This is a genomic window from Mesorhizobium sp. RSR565B (assembly GCF_054719465.1).
In genome coordinates this window covers 1,053,427-1,068,392 of record NZ_JBTTIE010000001.1, presented here as the reverse complement: position 1 = coordinate 1,068,392, position 14,966 = coordinate 1,053,427, and the positions used below count along the sequence as shown (strand labels likewise).

Sequence of the window (14,966 nt, the reverse complement as noted above, 5' to 3'; positions counted from 1 at the left end):
GCCATGACCGAAAAGCTCGTCATCATCGGCAACGGCATGGCCCCTGGGCGCATGCTGGAGCATCTGCTCGAACAGGCGCCGGGCCGCTACACCGTGACCATCTTCAACGCCGAGCCGCGGGTGAACTACGACCGCATCATGCTGTCGCCGGTTCTCTCCGGCGAAAAGGCCTATGAGGAAATCATCATCCACGGCGACGGCTGGTACATCGCCAACAACATCACCCTCTACAAGGGTCACAAGATCGTCGCCATCGACCGGGCGGCCAAGACCGTCACCTCCGACCACGGCGTCACCGAGCCTTACGACAAGCTCGTCATCGCCACCGGATCAGTGCCTTTCATCATTCCGGTGCCCGGTCACGATCTGCCGGGCGTGCTGACCTATCGCGACCTCGACGATGTTCAGGCCATGATGCTTGCCGCCCAGTCGCGCGCCAAGGCCGTGGTCATCGGCGGCGGCCTGCTCGGGCTGGAGGCGGCAGCAGGTTTGAACGCCCAAGGCATGGACGTCACCGTGCTGCATGTCATGCCGACATTGATGGAGCGTCAGCTCGATCCAGCCGCCGGCTATCTCCTGCAGCGCGCGGTGGAACAGCGCGGCATCAAGGTCATCACCAAGGCCAACACCCAGGCGATCACCGGCAACGGCAAGGTCGGGCAGGTGGAGCTTGCCGACGGCACCATCATCCCGGCAACGCTGGTGGTGATGGCGGTCGGCATCCGGCCGAATGCGGCGCTGGCCAAGGAGGCCGGCATAGCCGTCAATCGTGGTATTGTCGTCGATGCCGGCATGCGCAGCAACGACCCCGACGTCTACGCGCTCGGCGAATGCGCCGAGGTCAACGGCCAGGTCTACGGGCTGGTCGCGCCGCTCTACGAGATGGCGCGCGTTGCCGCGAACCAGTTGGCCGGCAACGAGGCAGCGGCCTTCGTCCACATGGACACGCCGACCAAGCTCAAGGTCACCGGCATCGACCTGTTCTCGCTTGGCGACTTCGCCGAAGGCGAGGACCGCCAGGAGATCGTGCTGCGCGATGCCGCCGCCGGCGTCTACAAGCGCCTTGTGCTCAAGGACGACCGCATCATCGGCACCGTGCTTTATGGCGAGACGGCGGATGGGGCCTGGTTCAACGATCTCAAGAAGAAGCAGACCGACATATCGGAGATGCGCGACACGCTCATCTTCGGCCAGTCCTACCAGGGGGGTGCCCCGCTGGACCCTATGGCGGCCGTTGCAGCCTTGCCGGATGATGCGGAAATCTGCGGCTGCAACGGCGTTTGCAAGGGAAAGATCACCGGCGCGATCACGGCCAAGGGCCTGGCTTCGCTCGACGACGTGCGCGCCCACACCAAGGCATCGGCTTCCTGCGGTTCGTGCACCGGGCTGGTCGAGAAGCTGATGGTGCTGACCATCGGCGACAAATACAACCCGGCCGCCGTGCAACCGATGTGCGGCTGCACCACGCTCGGCCATGACGAGGTGCGCCGGCTGATCATCGCCAAGAGCCTGAAGACCATTCCCGCCGTCATGCAGGAGCTGGAATGGACGACCTCCTGCGGCTGCGCAAAATGTCGGCCGGCGCTCAACTACTACCTCGTCTGCGACTGGCCGAACGATTACGCCGACGACTATCAGTCGCGCTTCATCAACGAACGCGTCCACGCCAACATCCAGAAGGACGGCACCTATTCGGTGGTGCCGCGCATGTGGGGCGGCGTCACCAACGCCGCCGAACTGCGCGCCATCGCCGACGTCGTCGACAAGTTCGAGATACCGATGGTCAAGGTCACCGGCGGCCAGCGCATCGACATGCTGGGCATCCGCAAGGAGGATCTGCCGGCGGTGTGGGCCGATCTCGGCCAGGCCGGCTTCGTCTCAGGCCATGCTTACGCCAAGGGCCTGCGCACGGTGAAGACCTGTGTCGGCTCCGACTGGTGCCGCTTCGGCACGCAGGATTCGACCGGCCTCGGCATTCGCATCGAGAAATTCATGTGGGGCTCGTGGACCCCGGCCAAGGTCAAAATGGCGGTGTCGGGCTGTCCGCGCAACTGCGCCGAGGCGACCTGCAAGGATGTCGGCGTGATCTGTGTCGACAGTGGCTACGAGATCCATTTCGCCGGCGCCGCCGGCCTCGACATCAAGGGCACCGAAGTGCTTGGCCTGGTCAAGACCGAGGACGAGGCGCTGGAGCATATCGTGGCGCTGACGCAGATGTATCGCGAGCAGGGCCGCTATCTCGAGCGCATCTACAAATGGGCCAAGCGCATCGGCATCCCCGAGATCAAGCGCCAGATCATGGACGACGGTGCAAAGCGCAAGGCCTATTACGAGCGCTTCGTCTTCAGCCAGAAATTCGCCCAGGTCGACCCGTGGTCGGAACGCGTCTCCGGCAAGGACAAGCACGAGTTCCGGCCAATGGCTTCTGTCGGGTTTGCGCAGGCGGCGGAGTGATCAAAATGGACTGGATATCGATCGGCTCACTCTCCGACATCCCGCGGCGTGGCGCGCGCTGCGTCGACACACCCGAGGGCAAGATCGCCGTCTTCCGCACGCAGGACGATCAGGTCTATGCCATCGACGATCATTGCCCGCACAGAGGTGGGCCGCTGAGCCAAGGCATCGTCCACGGCACCGCCGTCACCTGTCCCTTGCACAATTGGGTCATCTCGCTGGAGACGGGCAAGGCGCTCGGCGCCGACGAGGGCGCCGTGCGCACCATTCCTGTGCGGATCGAGGGCGAGCTCCTGTTCATTGCGCTGAAAGCGCTGGCCAGCCGCGCGGCCTGAAGCATGGAACTGGGCGAAGCGCGCGAGGTGAGGACCACCTGCCCCTATTGCGGGGTGGGTTGCGGCGTGCTGGCGAAAGTCGCCGCGGACGGTGAAGTCAGCGTCCGCGGCGACCCCGACCATCCAGCGAACTTCGGCCGGCTCTGCTCCAAGGGCTCGGCCCTGGCCGAAACCATCGACCTCGACGGCAGGCTGCTCTACCCCGAAATCCACGGTCGCCGTGCCGGCTGGGACGAGGCGCTCGACCGCGTCGCTTCGACCTTTTCGCAAACCATCGCCGAGCACGGTCCTGACTCCGTCGCCTTCTATGTCTCCGGCCAGTTGCTGACCGAAGACTACTATGTCGCCAACAAGCTGATGAAGGGCTTCATCGGCTCGGCCAACATCGACACCAATTCGCGGCTATGCATGGCCTCCTCGGTTGCCGGCCACCGCCGCGCCTTCGGCTCCGACACCGTGCCCGGCACCTACGAGGATCTCGAGCTCGCCGACCTGATCGTGCTGGTCGGCTCCAATCTCGCCTGGTGCCATCCCGTGCTCTTCCAGCGCATCGCGGCGGCCCGGGAAAAACGACCGGAGATGAAGGTCGTGCTGGTCGACCCGCGCCGCACCATGACCGCTGATATCGCCGACATTCACCTGGCGATCGCGCCGGATGGCGACGTTGCTTTGTTCACTGGTCTGCTCGCCTGGCTCGGCCAGCACAACGCACTCGACCGCGGCTATGTGACCGCACACACGACCGGCTTCGGCCAAGCTCTCTTCGCCGCATCGGCGCTCGACCTTGCCGGCATTGCCGCCGCCACCGGCCTGAGCGAGGACGAGCTCACCCGCTTCTACAACCTGTTCGCCGCGACTGCGAAAACCGTCACTGTCTACAGCCAGGGAGTGAACCAGTCGTCTTCGGGCACCGACAAGGTCAACGCCATCATCAACTGCCATCTCGCCACCGGCCGCATCGGCAAACCTGGGGCAGGACCGTTTTCAGTGACCGGCCAGCCCAACGCCATGGGCGGCCGCGAGGTCGGCGGCATGGCCAATATGCTGGCCGCCCATATGGAGATCGAAAACCCCGAGCACCGTGACCGCGTGCAGCGTTTCTGGAATGCGCCGGCCGTCGCCCCAAAGCCCGGTCTGAAGGCGGTCGAGATGTTTCAGGCGATCGCCGCCGGCCGCATCAAGGCATTGTGGATCATGGCCACCAACCCGGTCGACTCGATGCCGGATGCCGATGCCGTCGAGGCGGCGATCAAGGCCTGCCCGTTTGTCGTGGTTTCGGATGTGCTGGCGAGCACGGACACCGTGCGTCACGCCCATGTGCGGCTACCCGCCGCCGCCTGGGGCGAGAAGGACGGCACCGTGACCAATTCAGAGCGCCGCATCTCGCGCCAGCGCAGCTTTCTTGCGGTGCCCGGCGAGGCGCGGCCGGATTGGCAGATCATTGCCGAGGTGGGCAAGCGGATGGGGTTTGGCGAGGCGTTTGCGCATGTGACGCCGGCGGAGGTTTTCGCCGAACACGCCGCGCTGTCGGGTTTCGAGAATGACGGCGCGCGGGATTTCGATATCGGCGCTTATGGTGCGATCGATGCCGACGCCTATGAAGAATTGGCTCCGTTCCAGTGGCCGGCGCCGAGCACAGCCACCCCCCTCTGGCCTGCCGGCCATCTCCCCCGCAAGGGGGGAGATCAGCCGTCGCCTCGGCCTTCGCCAATTACCAACGATGCAGAAGATATGCCGGCGTCAAAGCTGCCAATCTCCCCCCTTGCGGGGGAGATGTCCGGCAGGACAGAGGGGGGTGTTCAAGCGGGACTTGACCCTTCCAGCACCCGCTTCTTCGCCAACGGCAATTTCTACAATCCCGACCGCAAGGCCCGCTTCATCGCCATTCGTCCCATCGTCGAGACACGCACCAGCCCGGACTATCCGCTGATCCTCAACACCGGCCGTGTTCGCGACCATTGGCACACGATGACCCGCACTGGGAAAAGCCCACGTCTCTCCCAGCACATGGCCGAGCCCTTCGTCGAGATCCACCCCGCGGATGCCACGCATCACGGCATTGGCGACGCCGACATCGTGCGCGTCTCCAGCCCGCGCGGCGATGTGCTGGTGCGCGCGCTGGTGACGGCACGCCAGCGCCAGGGCAGCGTGTTTGCGCCGATGCACTGGACTGACCAGTTTTCGGCAAAAGGCCGGCTCGACACGCTGACCGCGCCTCTGACCGATCCGGTTTCCGGTCAGCCTGCGCTGAAACATGTCGGCGCCCGCATCGAGAAGTTCGCCGCGAGAGCCTTCGGCTTCGCCGTGGTGCGCCGCAAGCCGGTGGCGGTCGCAGCAGATTACTGGGCCGTGGCCAAATGCAAGGGCGGCTGGCGGGTGGAGCTTGCCTTTGCTGACGACGACATCGACTGGGCTGGTTTTGCTGGTTCGCTTTTCGATGTTCCCGTAGCCGATACGCTCGCTTATCACGACCGCGATACCGGCCAGCATCGTATTGCTGCCTTCGACGACCAGCACCTCGCCGGGGCTTTGTTTATCGCGTCGGGACCGGTGGCGGTTTCGCGGGGTTGGGCGGCACAGCAACTCCAGGAGGTTCACACCAGCCAACGCGAACGCTTCAGGATCGTCGCCGGTCGCGCCGGCGCCGATCGGCCCGATGCGGGCGCGACCGTCTGCTCCTGTTTCAGCGTCGGGGTCAACCAGATCGCGGCGGCAGTGGCAGCCGGGTGCGCGACAGTCGAAGCCATAGGCGGCGCCCTGAAGGCCGGCACCAATTGCGGCTCCTGCCGGTCCGAGATCCGGGCGGTCATCCAGGCCAATCGGGTTCAGGCTGCGGAGTAGATGCGGCTGGATGGGGAGGGGATCTGACTATATCCTCTTGGGCCACCACGGTCATCGATTGCGGAAGGTGTGGCGGTCCTTTTCGGGTCGCTGTGAGCGCGCCGGCAGGAGGATCACCTGGCTTGGCTGTCTAATCCAGCCGGTCGCGCAGGATGCTCCAGGGGAGCAGCATATTCGGTGCATAGCGCACGAGGTTGTGCAGCGGGATCGGCGCTGGCGGTGCGAAGGGGAGCGGCAGAAATCGGGCGTCCGTTCCGCTCGCCCAGTCCGCCAGCACTTTGCCCATTGCCGTGGTCATGGCGATGCCGCGACCGTTGCAGGCGAAGCCGGCGATCAGGCCCGGGCCGAGGTCGATGAGACGCGGCAGGAAATCCGGCACCACCGCCGCCACGCCTGTCCAGCTGTAGGCAAGCGGCGGCAGGTCAGGCAAATCGAGATGCCTGGCGAGCCGTCGCCAAATCGTTTGCGGCATGCGCGTCTCAGCGCCGGCTCCGACGACATGCATGCCGCCGCTGATCAGCCGGTTCTGGCCATCGAAGCGGCACGTGAACAGGTTGCGCCTGGTGTCGCCAACGCCCTGGCCGCCGGGCAGCAGGCGCGCGCGTATGGCCCGCGACAGCGGCGCAGTGGCGATCTGGAAGACTTTCAGCGGGATATAGGTCCGCGCCAGTGTCCGGTTCAGTGCCCCGCCATAGGCGTTGGTGGCGATCACCACCTTGCCCGCACGCACGGCGCCGGATGCGGTCGTCAAGGTCCAGCCATCCGCAGCGCGGTCGATGGAAGCGACGCGCGTCTGCTCGAAGATCCGCGCGCCGGCTTTTTCGGCGGCATCGGCCAGGCCGCGCGCATACTCGACCGGATTGAGGACGCCGCCCGAGTTATCCATCCAACCGCCGGCGTAGCCGCCGATACCGGTGAGCGTCGTGACCGCCTTGGCATCGAGCGTTACGGTCGGCCTGCCCCGCGCCGCCCATTGCTCGGCGCGCGATCGCGTCTTTTCCAGCGCGGCGGACGAATGCGCCGGCTGGATCCAACCATTCTGCACAGCGTCGCATTCGATGCCATGCCGCTTGATCAGGCCGAAGACCAGGTCAGCGCTTCCCGCGGCGAAATCGATCAGCCTCCCGCCGCGCTCGGGTCCGAGTTCGGTGATGATGTCGTCTGGATCCCGCTTGGCAAAGTTCGGAACGACGAAGCCGGCATTCCGGCCGGTCGCACCACAGGCAATGAATTCGGCTTCGAGGACCGCGACCGAAAGCCCCTTCTCGGCGGCATGCAATGCCGTCGACAGGCCGGAAAAGCCGCCGCCAACGATTGCGAGATCGACGTCGAGCCCGCCTTGCAGCGTGCCCCGGTCGCGGCGGTTGCGGCTGACGGCATGCCAGAGTGAAACGCCATGCACGTCTTGCCGGATCATGGCATTCATGGTCCGGCCTCGTTCTCGCTGGCCGCCGCCTTTGTCTGTTTGCCGGGCTTCGGCCGGCGCGGCCGGTCGCCGAACAATCCGTTCGGCCGGATCAGCAGGATGACGCAGAGCACGACGCCGATGGCGACGATCTGCAGCGAGGCCGCGCGTGCTTGCTGCTCGGGCGCAAACAGCACGCTGGTCAGCGTGCCCGACCCCGCCCATATCGCCCAGACCAGGATGCTGCCGGCAATGGCGCCGGCATTGCTGCCCGAGCCGCCGACGATCAGCATCACCCAGACCTGGAAGGTCAGGATCGGCAGATAGTTATCGGGCGCGATGAAGCCGGTGAAATGCGCCTGCAAAGCGCCGGCCAGCGCCATGATGGCGCCGCCGACGGCAAAGGCCTGGACGCGGTAGAAGCGCGCGCTCTTGCCCAGCGAAATCGCCGCTCGCTCGTCCTCGCGCAGCGCCTTGAGCACGCGGCCCCAGGGGCTGCGCGACAGGTGCTCCAGAGCGAGATAGGCGATCAGCGTCACAGCCGAAACGACGGCGAGGTTCGACACGTTGAACAACAGCGGCGTTTCGGCAAGGCCGCCGAACGGGCGCGGGATGAAACCGATGCCGAACGGGCCGCCCGTGAGTTTTTGCGCGTTGAGCGCGACCAGCTGCACGACGACGGCGACGCCGAAGGTGGTGATCGCCAGGTAGTCTGATCGCAGACGCAGCGTGGCCATGCCGGTAATTGCTGCGGCGATACCGCCGACGATCATGGCGCCCGCCCAGCCGGCCAGGATCGGCAGACCGAAGCCGCCGAAGCGCGCGGCATCGTCCGGGGTCGTGAGCAGCGCCGATGTATAGGCGCCGATGGCGACGAAACCGGCAAGACCGACATTGAAAAGGCCAGTCAGCCCCCACTGCAGATTGAGCCCCAGTGTGACCAGCGAAAAGATCAGTGCGGTGGTCAGGAAGAAGGCGCCGTAGCCGAGCAGGTCCATCAGCGTTCCCTCACACCAAACAGGCCGATCGGCCGCACGAACAGCACCGCCATCAGGATGATGAAGGAGATTGCGGCGCGCCATTCGGCGCCGATCAGCTGCACCGCACCGGCTTCGGCAAGGCCAATGATCAGGCCGCCGAGCACGGCGCCCGGTATGCTGCCGATGCCGCCCAGGATGGCGGCGGCGAACATCGGTAGCAGCATGTCGAAGCCCATGAACGGGCGGATCTGCACCAGAATGCCGATCATCACGCCGGCCACACAGGCCAGCGCCCCGCCGATGATCCAGGTGACGCGCACCACGGAGGCAACATCGATGCCGACGATGCGGGCCAGGGCCGCATTCTGGCTCAGCGCCTGCATGGAGCGGCCGGTCTGCGTGCGTGTCATCAACAGATGCACGCCGAGCACCAGCACTGCGGTCAGCAGCAGCAGCGCGATCTGATCGGGCGTGATGCGGATGCCGAAGCCGACCGGCATGGCGATCTGGATCGCCCGGCTGAAATAGGTCGGGCGTGAGCTGAAGGTGAATTCGAGCAGGCTGCGCAGCGCCATCGAGGCGCCGAAGCTCGCCATCACCACGATGATGGCTTGCCCCTGCGAGCGCAGCCGCGAAAACAGCACCTTGTCGAGCAACAGCGCCAGCAGGGCGGTGAAAGTCATGCCGACAACCAGCGCAACCAGCAGCGACCAGCCGAAGGACAGCGGTCCAATGGGCTCCACCTTGCCGAACATCGCGCCGATGGTGCTGACGACGGCGAGCGTCGCATAGGTGCCCCAGGCCATGAAGTCGCCATGGGAGAAGTTCGAGAAGCGCAGGATCGAATAGGTGAGCGTCACGCCAATGGCGCCGAGGCCGATCATCGAACCGGTCAGCAACCCATCGACGACAAATTGCAGGCTCATGCCGCGCCTCCCTTGCCGGCGTGAGGGCGTTGGCCGAGATAGAGTTCGGCGACGACAGGATCGTTCCACAATTCGGACGCCACACCCTCGTGCCGGTCCTTGCCTTCGACCAGCACATAGGCGCGGTCGCCGATGGCCAGCGCTGCCTTGGCGTTCTGTTCGACCAGCAGGATGGTGACGCCGGACCTGCGGATGCCGGCCAGCATCTCGAACACCATCGATACGAATTTCGGCGAGAGGCCGGCCGATGGCTCGTCGAGCAGCAGCACCTTGGGATGGACGATCAGCGCACGTGCGACGGCGAGCATCTGCCGCTGTCCGCCCGACAGATTGCCGGCGGCGGTGCGGCGCTGGCGGACGAGGTCGGGGAAGGCCGCATACATTTCCTCGATGCGGGCAGGGATTTCGCGTCGCTCGAGGATGCCGCAGGCGACCTTCAGATTGTCCTCGACCGACATCAGCGGGAAGATGTTCTCCGTCTGCGGTACGAAGGCCAGGCCGAGCCGAACCATGGTGTGCGCGGGAGCGGCGGTGATGTCCTTGCCGTCCAGAAATACGGTGCCGCCGGTGATCGGGACAAGGCCGGCGATCGCCTTGATGAAGCTCGACTTGCCGGCGCCGTTGGGGCCGAGCACGACGACGATCTCCCCCTTGCCGACGGTGATCGAGGCGCCGCGCACAATCGGCACGCCGGGCTCATAGCCGGCCTCGAGATTGCGGACGTTGAGGACAGTTTCGCTCATGCCGCACCTCCGAGATAGGCCTCGATGACGCGCGGGTCGCGGGCGACCTCTTCCGCCGTGCCTTCGCTGAGCAACTGGCCGCTCGCCATGACGAGGACGCGATGGCAGAGCCGCGTCACCATGTCGATATTGTGCTCGATCAGCAGAAAGGTGATGCCGTGCGCGTTGATGTCGCGGATGCGGTCGATGATGATCTCGAGCAGCGTCGCGTTGACGCCGGCGGCCGGTTCGTCGAGCAGGATGATCGCCGGATCGGCCATCATGACGCGGGCGAGTTCGAGCAGCTTGCGTTGACCGCCGGAAAGCACGCGCGCCGGTTCGTGCGCCAGCCGAGCGAGCGAGACGAGCTCGAGCAGCTCGAGTGCCTTTGCCCTGGCTGCTCTTTCCTGTGCCGCCACTCGCCACGGCGTGACGAAGTTGGCGAGCAATTTTTCGCCGGCTTGGCCCTGCGCCGCCAGCATGATGTTTTCGATCAGCGTCAGATTGGGCAGGGGGCGCGGGATCTGGAAGGTGCGGCCAAGACCACGGCCGATACGCAGATGAGCGGCTTCGCCGGAGACGCGCGTGCCATTGAGCAGGATATCGCCGCTGGTTGGCAATATGCTGCCCGCCAACAGATCGAACATCGTCGTCTTGCCGGCGCCATTCGGCCCGATCAGGCCGAGGATTTCGCCCGCTTTGACATCAAACGAGACATCGTTGACGGCGACAAGGCCGCCAAAACGCCTGACGACGTTTCGTGCCGTCAGAACTGGCGCACGGGTCTCCTGCCGTTGGCGCTCCGCTGCATCGCTCATCAAACCCTCTGGCCGAAGACGATCGTTGTCGCCTCCTGATTTTTGATTTGTGATCACACTTGCTTTGATCACGCTATTCGGCTTTAATTTCATTCGCAAGCCGAAAACGGGGCAAATGCCGGTAATGCAGAAGGCTGCCATCGAAAAGAACAACGAGACGATCGCAGCCCAGCTTACGCCGGTCGGCCGCGAGACGGTGCAGGATCGCGTCTATTCCGAGTTGCGCCGTGCTCTGATCGGTGGCCTTTTCGAGCCAAACCAGGTGCTGACCATCCGTGGTCTTGCCGATGCGCTGGTCACCTCGACCATGCCGGTACGCGAAGCGCTCGGCCGGCTGATCACGGAAAAGGCGCTGGAGGCGCTGCCCAACCGTTCCGTGCGCGTGCCGCCGATCACGCTGGAGCGCATCGACGACCTCCTGCGTGCCCGCTCCCTCATCGAAGGCGAAGCGATAGCGCTTGCCGCCAGGCGCATGAGCCCGCGCCAGATCGCATCGATCGAAGCCATGCTGGGCGAGTGGGACGAGATGCGGGCCCTGAAGCACAAGAAGGATATCGATCGCGAAGCGACGCTCAACCAGAGCTTCCATTTTGAGATCTACCGCTGCTGCGGCTCGGCTGTGCTGATCCCGATGATCGAAAGCCTCTGGCTTCAATCGGGTCCCTGCATCCGCGTCGCCATCTATGCCTTCTCCGAGGCAGGCGAGGTTGATACCGCCCACTATCATCGTCGAATTGTCGCGGCACTTGCCAAACAGGATGCGCAAGCGGCGCGCGAGGCGCTGGTAGCCGACATCAGCCGCCCCTTCGCCTTCCTGCGCGACAAACTTCAATCGGCGAAGGACTGACATGCCCAAGCCCGCCATCGGCATCACAGAACCACGCTCGAAGCTTTCCGTGACGGCGCTGCTATTGCCCGAAAAGGCGCCGGAGAATGCCGCCTTCCTGCTGGCGTATCTGGCGCAGCCACGCATCATCCCAGGCATCCATGCGATGTGGACAGGACCGGAAATCTCGTGCCCGGTTCCGTCAGCCGATCTCCACGGCCAGGCCTATGCCCAGTCTTTGCCACCGGAGAATGCAACGCTGACGCCGCAGCCCGGCGATATCGTGCTGTCCTATGTGCCGCCACGCGTGTGGGGCGGCAATCCCAATGCCATCTTCGATATCGGCCTGTACTACGGGCAGGGGGCGCGGCTGCTGTTCCCGATCGGCTGGCTGGCCGGCAGCGTGGTCGCGCAAGTGCTTGCCGGAGAGCGCGATCAGTTTGCCGCCGCCTGCGGCGTCATCCGCCGCAACGGCGCCTGTGACATCACCTTCAGCCTGGTGGAGGCCTGAATGGCCGACGACAGTTTCGAACTCTTCGATCTGCGCGTCGAAGCGGTCATCCCCGAGGGCAAGCCGGTCTATTGCGGCGCCAGGGCCGGCGACTATTTCGAACTCAAGGGCGAAATGCTGTCGCTGCCGGCGGGGCAGGGTTTTTCGATTTATTCGATCTCCGCCGTGTTGCCGCTCCTGGCGGCAAAGCAGCGCCCGACGCATGCAAATGACTGGATGACCTCGGATGCCGAGATCGCCTGTCCCGATCCCAATTGCGCCAGCCGGCTGCGGATCGTCAGGCTGGCCAAGCGGCGGTTCAGCCATGCCCAAACCACGGCTGTGCCGCTGCCGAAGGAGACCGACAAAAGATGAGCGCCAGGACCGTCGAACTCAGCCCCGGCTATACGATCTCGCGCGTCATCCGCGGCGGCTGGCAGCTGGCCGGCGGCCATGGCGCTATCGACCGCAGGCAGGCCGTGACCGACCTCATCGCCACTTTCGATGCCGGCATCTGGACCTATGATTGCGCCGACATCTACACCGGCGTCGAGGAACTGATCGGCGCCGCGCGCCTGCGGCTGGCGCGCGATCGCGGTCTCGATGTTGCGGCCAGGATGAAGGTGCACACCAAGCTGGTGCCGGACCTCGAACGACTGGCAAGCATCAGCCGCGACTACATCAGGGGCATCGTCAATCAGTCGCTTCGCAGGCTGAAGACGGAGCGGATCGATCTTGTGCAGTTTCACTGGTGGGATTATGACCAGCCTCGTTACGTCGAGGCGATGGGTTGGCTCGACGAGCTTCGGCTGGAAGGCAAGGTGCGCAATCTCGGCACCACCAATTTCGATACGCCGAGGCTAGCCGAAATCCTCTCCGCGGGCATCCCGCTGGTCAGCCAGCAACTGCAATATTCAGTGCTCGACCAGCGGCCGGCAAACAGCCTTGCGGACCTTGCCGCTAAGAACGGTGTCCGCTTCCTCTGCTACGGCTCGGTGGCGGGCGGCTTCCTCAGCGACAAATGGCTTGGCGTGGCCGAGCCCTCCACGCCGCTCGAAAACCGCTCGCTGGTCAAATACAAGCTGATCATCGACGACTTCGGCGGCTGGGAGCTGTTCCAGTCCCTGCTCAAGGCGCTGAAAGCGGTCGGCGATCGCCACGGCGTCGACATCGCCACCATCGCCTCGGCATGGGTGCTCGAGCAGCCGCAGGTCGCGGCCGTCATTGTGGGTGCGCGCAACCAGGCACATGCGCTGGCCAATACGAAAATCATGGACGTCGCGCTCGACGCCGACGATCGCGCGCGGATTGCTGCCGCCATCGCACAAGGCACCGGCCTCGCGGGCGATGTCTACGCGCTGGAGCGCGACCGTCATGGCCGCCACGGCTCGATCATGCATTACAACCTCAATGCGGGGAAGAAATGAGCGGAGAGCCTTCCCTTTTTTCGCGTGCCAGCGCTGAAATCATCGACCTGCATCGCTTCATCGTCGACTGGTTTGTCGCCGCGCGAGCCGACGCTGTGGAGTTCGGCCGCTTCGAGGCTGTCATGGGCGAAGGCCTCACCATGGTGGCGCCGAATGGCCAGATCCTCGATCGCGACGCGGTCGTAGATCATGTCCGGACAAGCCGCGCCACTTGCGACGACGGTTTTGCCATATCGATCGAGGACATCAGGCCGGGTTGGCAGGACGCGGACACGATCGTCATCTTCTACATCGAGGCGCAACTGCGCGCCGGCAAACACAGTCGCCGGCAGTCCAGTGCGGTCTTCACCACCAGTTCATCGGCACCAAACGGCGTCGAATGGCGGCATCTGCATGAGACCTGGCTGCAGGCGCCGGAAGGCTGAACAGGCAAAAGTTCAAACAAGAAAAGGGGAACGGCAATGAAGAAGACGATACTTCAAATCACCACAGCACTGGCTCTCGTGACGATGGCCGGCGCCGCACACGCAGCGGACTGCAAGATCACCGTCGGCCTGGTCATGGAGCTCACCGGTCCGGCCGGCGAATACGGCCAGGCCGGCGCGAAGTCCGTCGAAATGGCCTTCCGCGACATCAATGAAGCCGGTGGCGTACGCGGCTGCGATCTCGCAACCGACACGCGCGACAGCCAGAGCCAGGGCAATATCGCGGTCGATGCCGCGACCCAGCTGGTACAGGTCAAGAAGGTGCCGGTGATCATCGGCGGCATCATCTCCTCGGTGTCGATCCCGATTTTGACCTCGGTCACCGGGCCGGCCAAGATCGTGCAGGTGTCGCCGGCTTCGTCCTCGCCGACGCTGACCGCCCTTGGCCGCGACGGCAAGACCAACGGCATCTTCTTCCGCACCATCACGTCGGATGCGCTGCAAGGCGTGGCCGCCGCCAAATACGCCATCGACAAGGGCTTCAAGAAACTGTCGATCATCCATGTCAACAACGACTTCGGCGTCAACATGGTGGCCGAATTCTCGCGTGCCTACAAAGCGCTCGGCGGCACCATCGTCTCCGACACGCCCTATAATGAAAAGCAGTCGAGCTATGCTTCGGAAGTGACGGCGGCGATGGGAGGCGAGCCGGACGGACTCTACCTCGTCAGCACGCCGGTCGACGGCGCAACGGTCGCCCGCACCTGGATATCGCAGGGCGGCGTGCAGAAATTCCTGCTCAATGACGGCATGAACAGCCCGGACTTCATCGAATCCGTCGGCGCCGATTATCTGAAGGATGCCTATGGTACCTCTTCCGGCACCAGCCCGACGGCATCCACCGACTATTTCCTGAAAAACTACAAGGAGTTTTCGGGCATCGAACCGTCGAACCCGGCAGCCGACCGTTCCTATGATGCCGGCGCCATTGTCGGTCTCGCCATTGCCATTGCCGGTTCCGAGGATCCAGCCAAGATCAAGGATGCCATGTACAAGGCGGTCGATCCTGCCGGCACACCGATCTATGCCGGCAAGGACGAGTTCGCCAAGGCGCTCGGCCTGATCAAGGACGGCAAGCCGATCCGCTATGAAGGCGTCATCGGTCCGGTCAGCTTCGACAAATATGGCGACATCACCGGTCCGTTCCGGCTGTGGAAGATCGTCGACGGCAAGGTGACGACCGACGGTGAAATGACAACCGACGACGTCAACGCGCTGCAGGCGAAATTGCAGTAGGCGCCGGTACATTGTCCGGCG

At 64.6% G+C, this 14,966-nt stretch carries 14 protein-coding genes; 9 read left to right on the top strand and 5 right to left on the bottom strand.

The window, feature by feature from the left end; all coding sequences use genetic code 11:
- The first annotated feature begins 3 nt into the window (after window positions 1-3).
- The 3 genes from nirB to ACYG9R_RS05210 are packed head-to-tail and all read left to right on the top strand — an operon-like array spanning window position 4 to window position 5,630.
- Window positions 4-2,454 (top strand): nitrite reductase large subunit NirB, encoded by a 2,451-nt coding sequence (nirB, locus tag ACYG9R_RS05220; protein WP_023708118.1) that lies wholly within the window; start codon window positions 4-6, stop codon window positions 2,452-2,454.
- 5 nt (window positions 2,455-2,459) lie between these two features.
- A complete protein-coding gene (nirD, locus tag ACYG9R_RS05215) occupies window positions 2,460-2,789 on the top strand; it encodes a nitrite reductase small subunit NirD (RefSeq protein ID WP_023686954.1) in 330 nt (109 codons plus the stop codon).
- 3 nt (window positions 2,790-2,792) lie between these two features.
- Window positions 2,793-5,630, top strand: coding sequence for a nitrate reductase (locus tag ACYG9R_RS05210; protein WP_023823560.1), 2,838 nt, complete (start codon window positions 2,793-2,795; stop codon window positions 5,628-5,630).
- A 130-nt stretch (window positions 5,631-5,760) separates the two neighbouring features.
- Here ACYG9R_RS05210 and ACYG9R_RS05205 read toward each other — a convergent pair whose 3' ends face one another.
- Genes ACYG9R_RS05205 through ACYG9R_RS05185 form a run of 5 tightly spaced genes read right to left on the bottom strand, consistent with a single transcriptional unit; the run spans window position 5,761 to window position 10,481 of the window.
- Window positions 5,761-7,056 (bottom strand): NAD(P)/FAD-dependent oxidoreductase, encoded by a 1,296-nt coding sequence (locus ACYG9R_RS05205; RefSeq protein WP_023686956.1) that lies wholly within the window; start codon window positions 7,054-7,056, stop codon window positions 5,761-5,763.
- Window positions 7,053-8,036: a branched-chain amino acid ABC transporter permease gene (locus ACYG9R_RS05200; protein ID WP_023823559.1), complete on the bottom strand. Its 984-nt coding sequence runs from the start codon at window positions 8,034-8,036 to the stop codon at window positions 7,053-7,055. Before ACYG9R_RS05200 ends, ACYG9R_RS05205 begins: the two co-directional genes overlap by 4 nt.
- A complete protein-coding gene (locus tag ACYG9R_RS05195; RefSeq protein WP_023682690.1) occupies window positions 8,033-8,941 on the bottom strand; it encodes a branched-chain amino acid ABC transporter permease in 909 nt (302 codons plus the stop codon). The genes ACYG9R_RS05200 and ACYG9R_RS05195 overlap by 4 nt, the downstream gene beginning before the upstream one ends.
- Window positions 8,938-9,684 carry an ABC transporter ATP-binding protein gene (locus ACYG9R_RS05190; protein WP_023686958.1) on the bottom strand — a complete coding sequence of 249 codons (747 nt, stop codon included), beginning with the start codon at window positions 9,682-9,684 and terminating at the stop codon, window positions 8,938-8,940. Before ACYG9R_RS05190 ends, ACYG9R_RS05195 begins: the two co-directional genes overlap by 4 nt.
- Window positions 9,681-10,481, bottom strand: a complete 801-nt coding sequence (locus tag ACYG9R_RS05185) for an ABC transporter ATP-binding protein (RefSeq protein ID WP_023686959.1) — start codon at window positions 10,479-10,481, stop codon at window positions 9,681-9,683. The genes ACYG9R_RS05190 and ACYG9R_RS05185 overlap by 4 nt, the downstream gene beginning before the upstream one ends.
- A 124-nt stretch (window positions 10,482-10,605) precedes the next feature.
- Here ACYG9R_RS05185 and ACYG9R_RS05180 point away from each other — a divergent pair, with 124 nt between their 5' ends.
- Genes ACYG9R_RS05180 through ACYG9R_RS05155 form a run of 6 tightly spaced genes read left to right on the top strand, consistent with a single transcriptional unit; the run spans window position 10,606 to window position 14,945 of the window.
- Window positions 10,606-11,328, top strand: a complete 723-nt coding sequence (locus ACYG9R_RS05180; protein WP_023686960.1) for a GntR family transcriptional regulator — start codon at window positions 10,606-10,608, stop codon at window positions 11,326-11,328.
- A gap of 1 nt (window position 11,329) precedes the next feature.
- The gene (locus ACYG9R_RS05175; protein WP_023667857.1) at window positions 11,330-11,818 is read left to right on the top strand and encodes a DUF3830 family protein; all 489 of its coding nucleotides are present in this window, start codon (window positions 11,330-11,332) and stop codon (window positions 11,816-11,818) included.
- On the top strand, window positions 11,819-12,172 hold the full coding sequence (locus ACYG9R_RS05170) for a TIGR04076 family protein (RefSeq protein ID WP_023682686.1): 354 nt from the start codon (window positions 11,819-11,821) through the stop codon (window positions 12,170-12,172).
- The gene (locus tag ACYG9R_RS05165) at window positions 12,169-13,224 is read left to right on the top strand and encodes an aldo/keto reductase (RefSeq protein ID WP_023823558.1); all 1,056 of its coding nucleotides are present in this window, start codon (window positions 12,169-12,171) and stop codon (window positions 13,222-13,224) included. The genes ACYG9R_RS05170 and ACYG9R_RS05165 overlap by 4 nt, the downstream gene beginning before the upstream one ends.
- Complete coding sequence (locus tag ACYG9R_RS05160) at window positions 13,221-13,649, top strand: hypothetical protein (RefSeq protein WP_023823557.1); 429 nt, start codon at window positions 13,221-13,223, stop codon at window positions 13,647-13,649. The genes ACYG9R_RS05165 and ACYG9R_RS05160 overlap by 4 nt, the downstream gene beginning before the upstream one ends.
- Window positions 13,650-13,685: 36 nt before the next feature.
- Entirely contained in the window at window positions 13,686-14,945 is a 1,260-nt protein-coding gene (locus ACYG9R_RS05155; protein ID WP_023692246.1) for an ABC transporter substrate-binding protein, read from the top strand.
- Window positions 14,946-14,966 lie beyond the last annotated feature (21 nt).

Bases quoted from the DNA above. Each gene is read 5' to 3' on its own strand.
- nirB (WP_023708118.1), top strand. From the start codon at position 4: ATGACCGAAAAGCTCGTCATCATCGGCAACGGCATGGCCCCTGGGCGC.
- nirD (WP_023686954.1), top strand. From the start codon at position 2,460: ATGGACTGGATATCGATCGGCTCACTCTCCGACATCCCGCGGCGTGGC.
- ACYG9R_RS05180 (WP_023686960.1), top strand. From the start codon at position 10,606: ATGCAGAAGGCTGCCATCGAAAAGAACAACGAGACGATCGCAGCCCAG.
- ACYG9R_RS05175 (WP_023667857.1), top strand. From the start codon at position 11,330: ATGCCCAAGCCCGCCATCGGCATCACAGAACCACGCTCGAAGCTTTCC.
- ACYG9R_RS05190 (WP_023686958.1), bottom strand. From the start codon at position 9,684: ATGAGCGAAACTGTCCTCAACGTCCGCAATCTCGAGGCCGGCTATGAG.
- ACYG9R_RS05155 (WP_023692246.1), top strand. From the start codon at position 13,686: ATGAAGAAGACGATACTTCAAATCACCACAGCACTGGCTCTCGTGACG.
- ACYG9R_RS05205 (WP_023686956.1), bottom strand. From the start codon at position 7,056: ATGAATGCCATGATCCGGCAAGACGTGCATGGCGTTTCACTCTGGCAT.
- ACYG9R_RS05160 (WP_023823557.1), top strand. From the start codon at position 13,221: ATGAGCGGAGAGCCTTCCCTTTTTTCGCGTGCCAGCGCTGAAATCATC.
- ACYG9R_RS05195 (WP_023682690.1), bottom strand. From the start codon at position 8,941: ATGAGCCTGCAATTTGTCGTCGATGGGTTGCTGACCGGTTCGATGATC.
- ACYG9R_RS05170 (WP_023682686.1), top strand. From the start codon at position 11,819: ATGGCCGACGACAGTTTCGAACTCTTCGATCTGCGCGTCGAAGCGGTC.
- ACYG9R_RS05185 (WP_023686959.1), bottom strand. From the start codon at position 10,481: ATGAGCGATGCAGCGGAGCGCCAACGGCAGGAGACCCGTGCGCCAGTT.
- ACYG9R_RS05165 (WP_023823558.1), top strand. From the start codon at position 12,169: ATGAGCGCCAGGACCGTCGAACTCAGCCCCGGCTATACGATCTCGCGC.
- ACYG9R_RS05210 (WP_023823560.1), top strand. From the start codon at position 2,793: ATGGAACTGGGCGAAGCGCGCGAGGTGAGGACCACCTGCCCCTATTGC.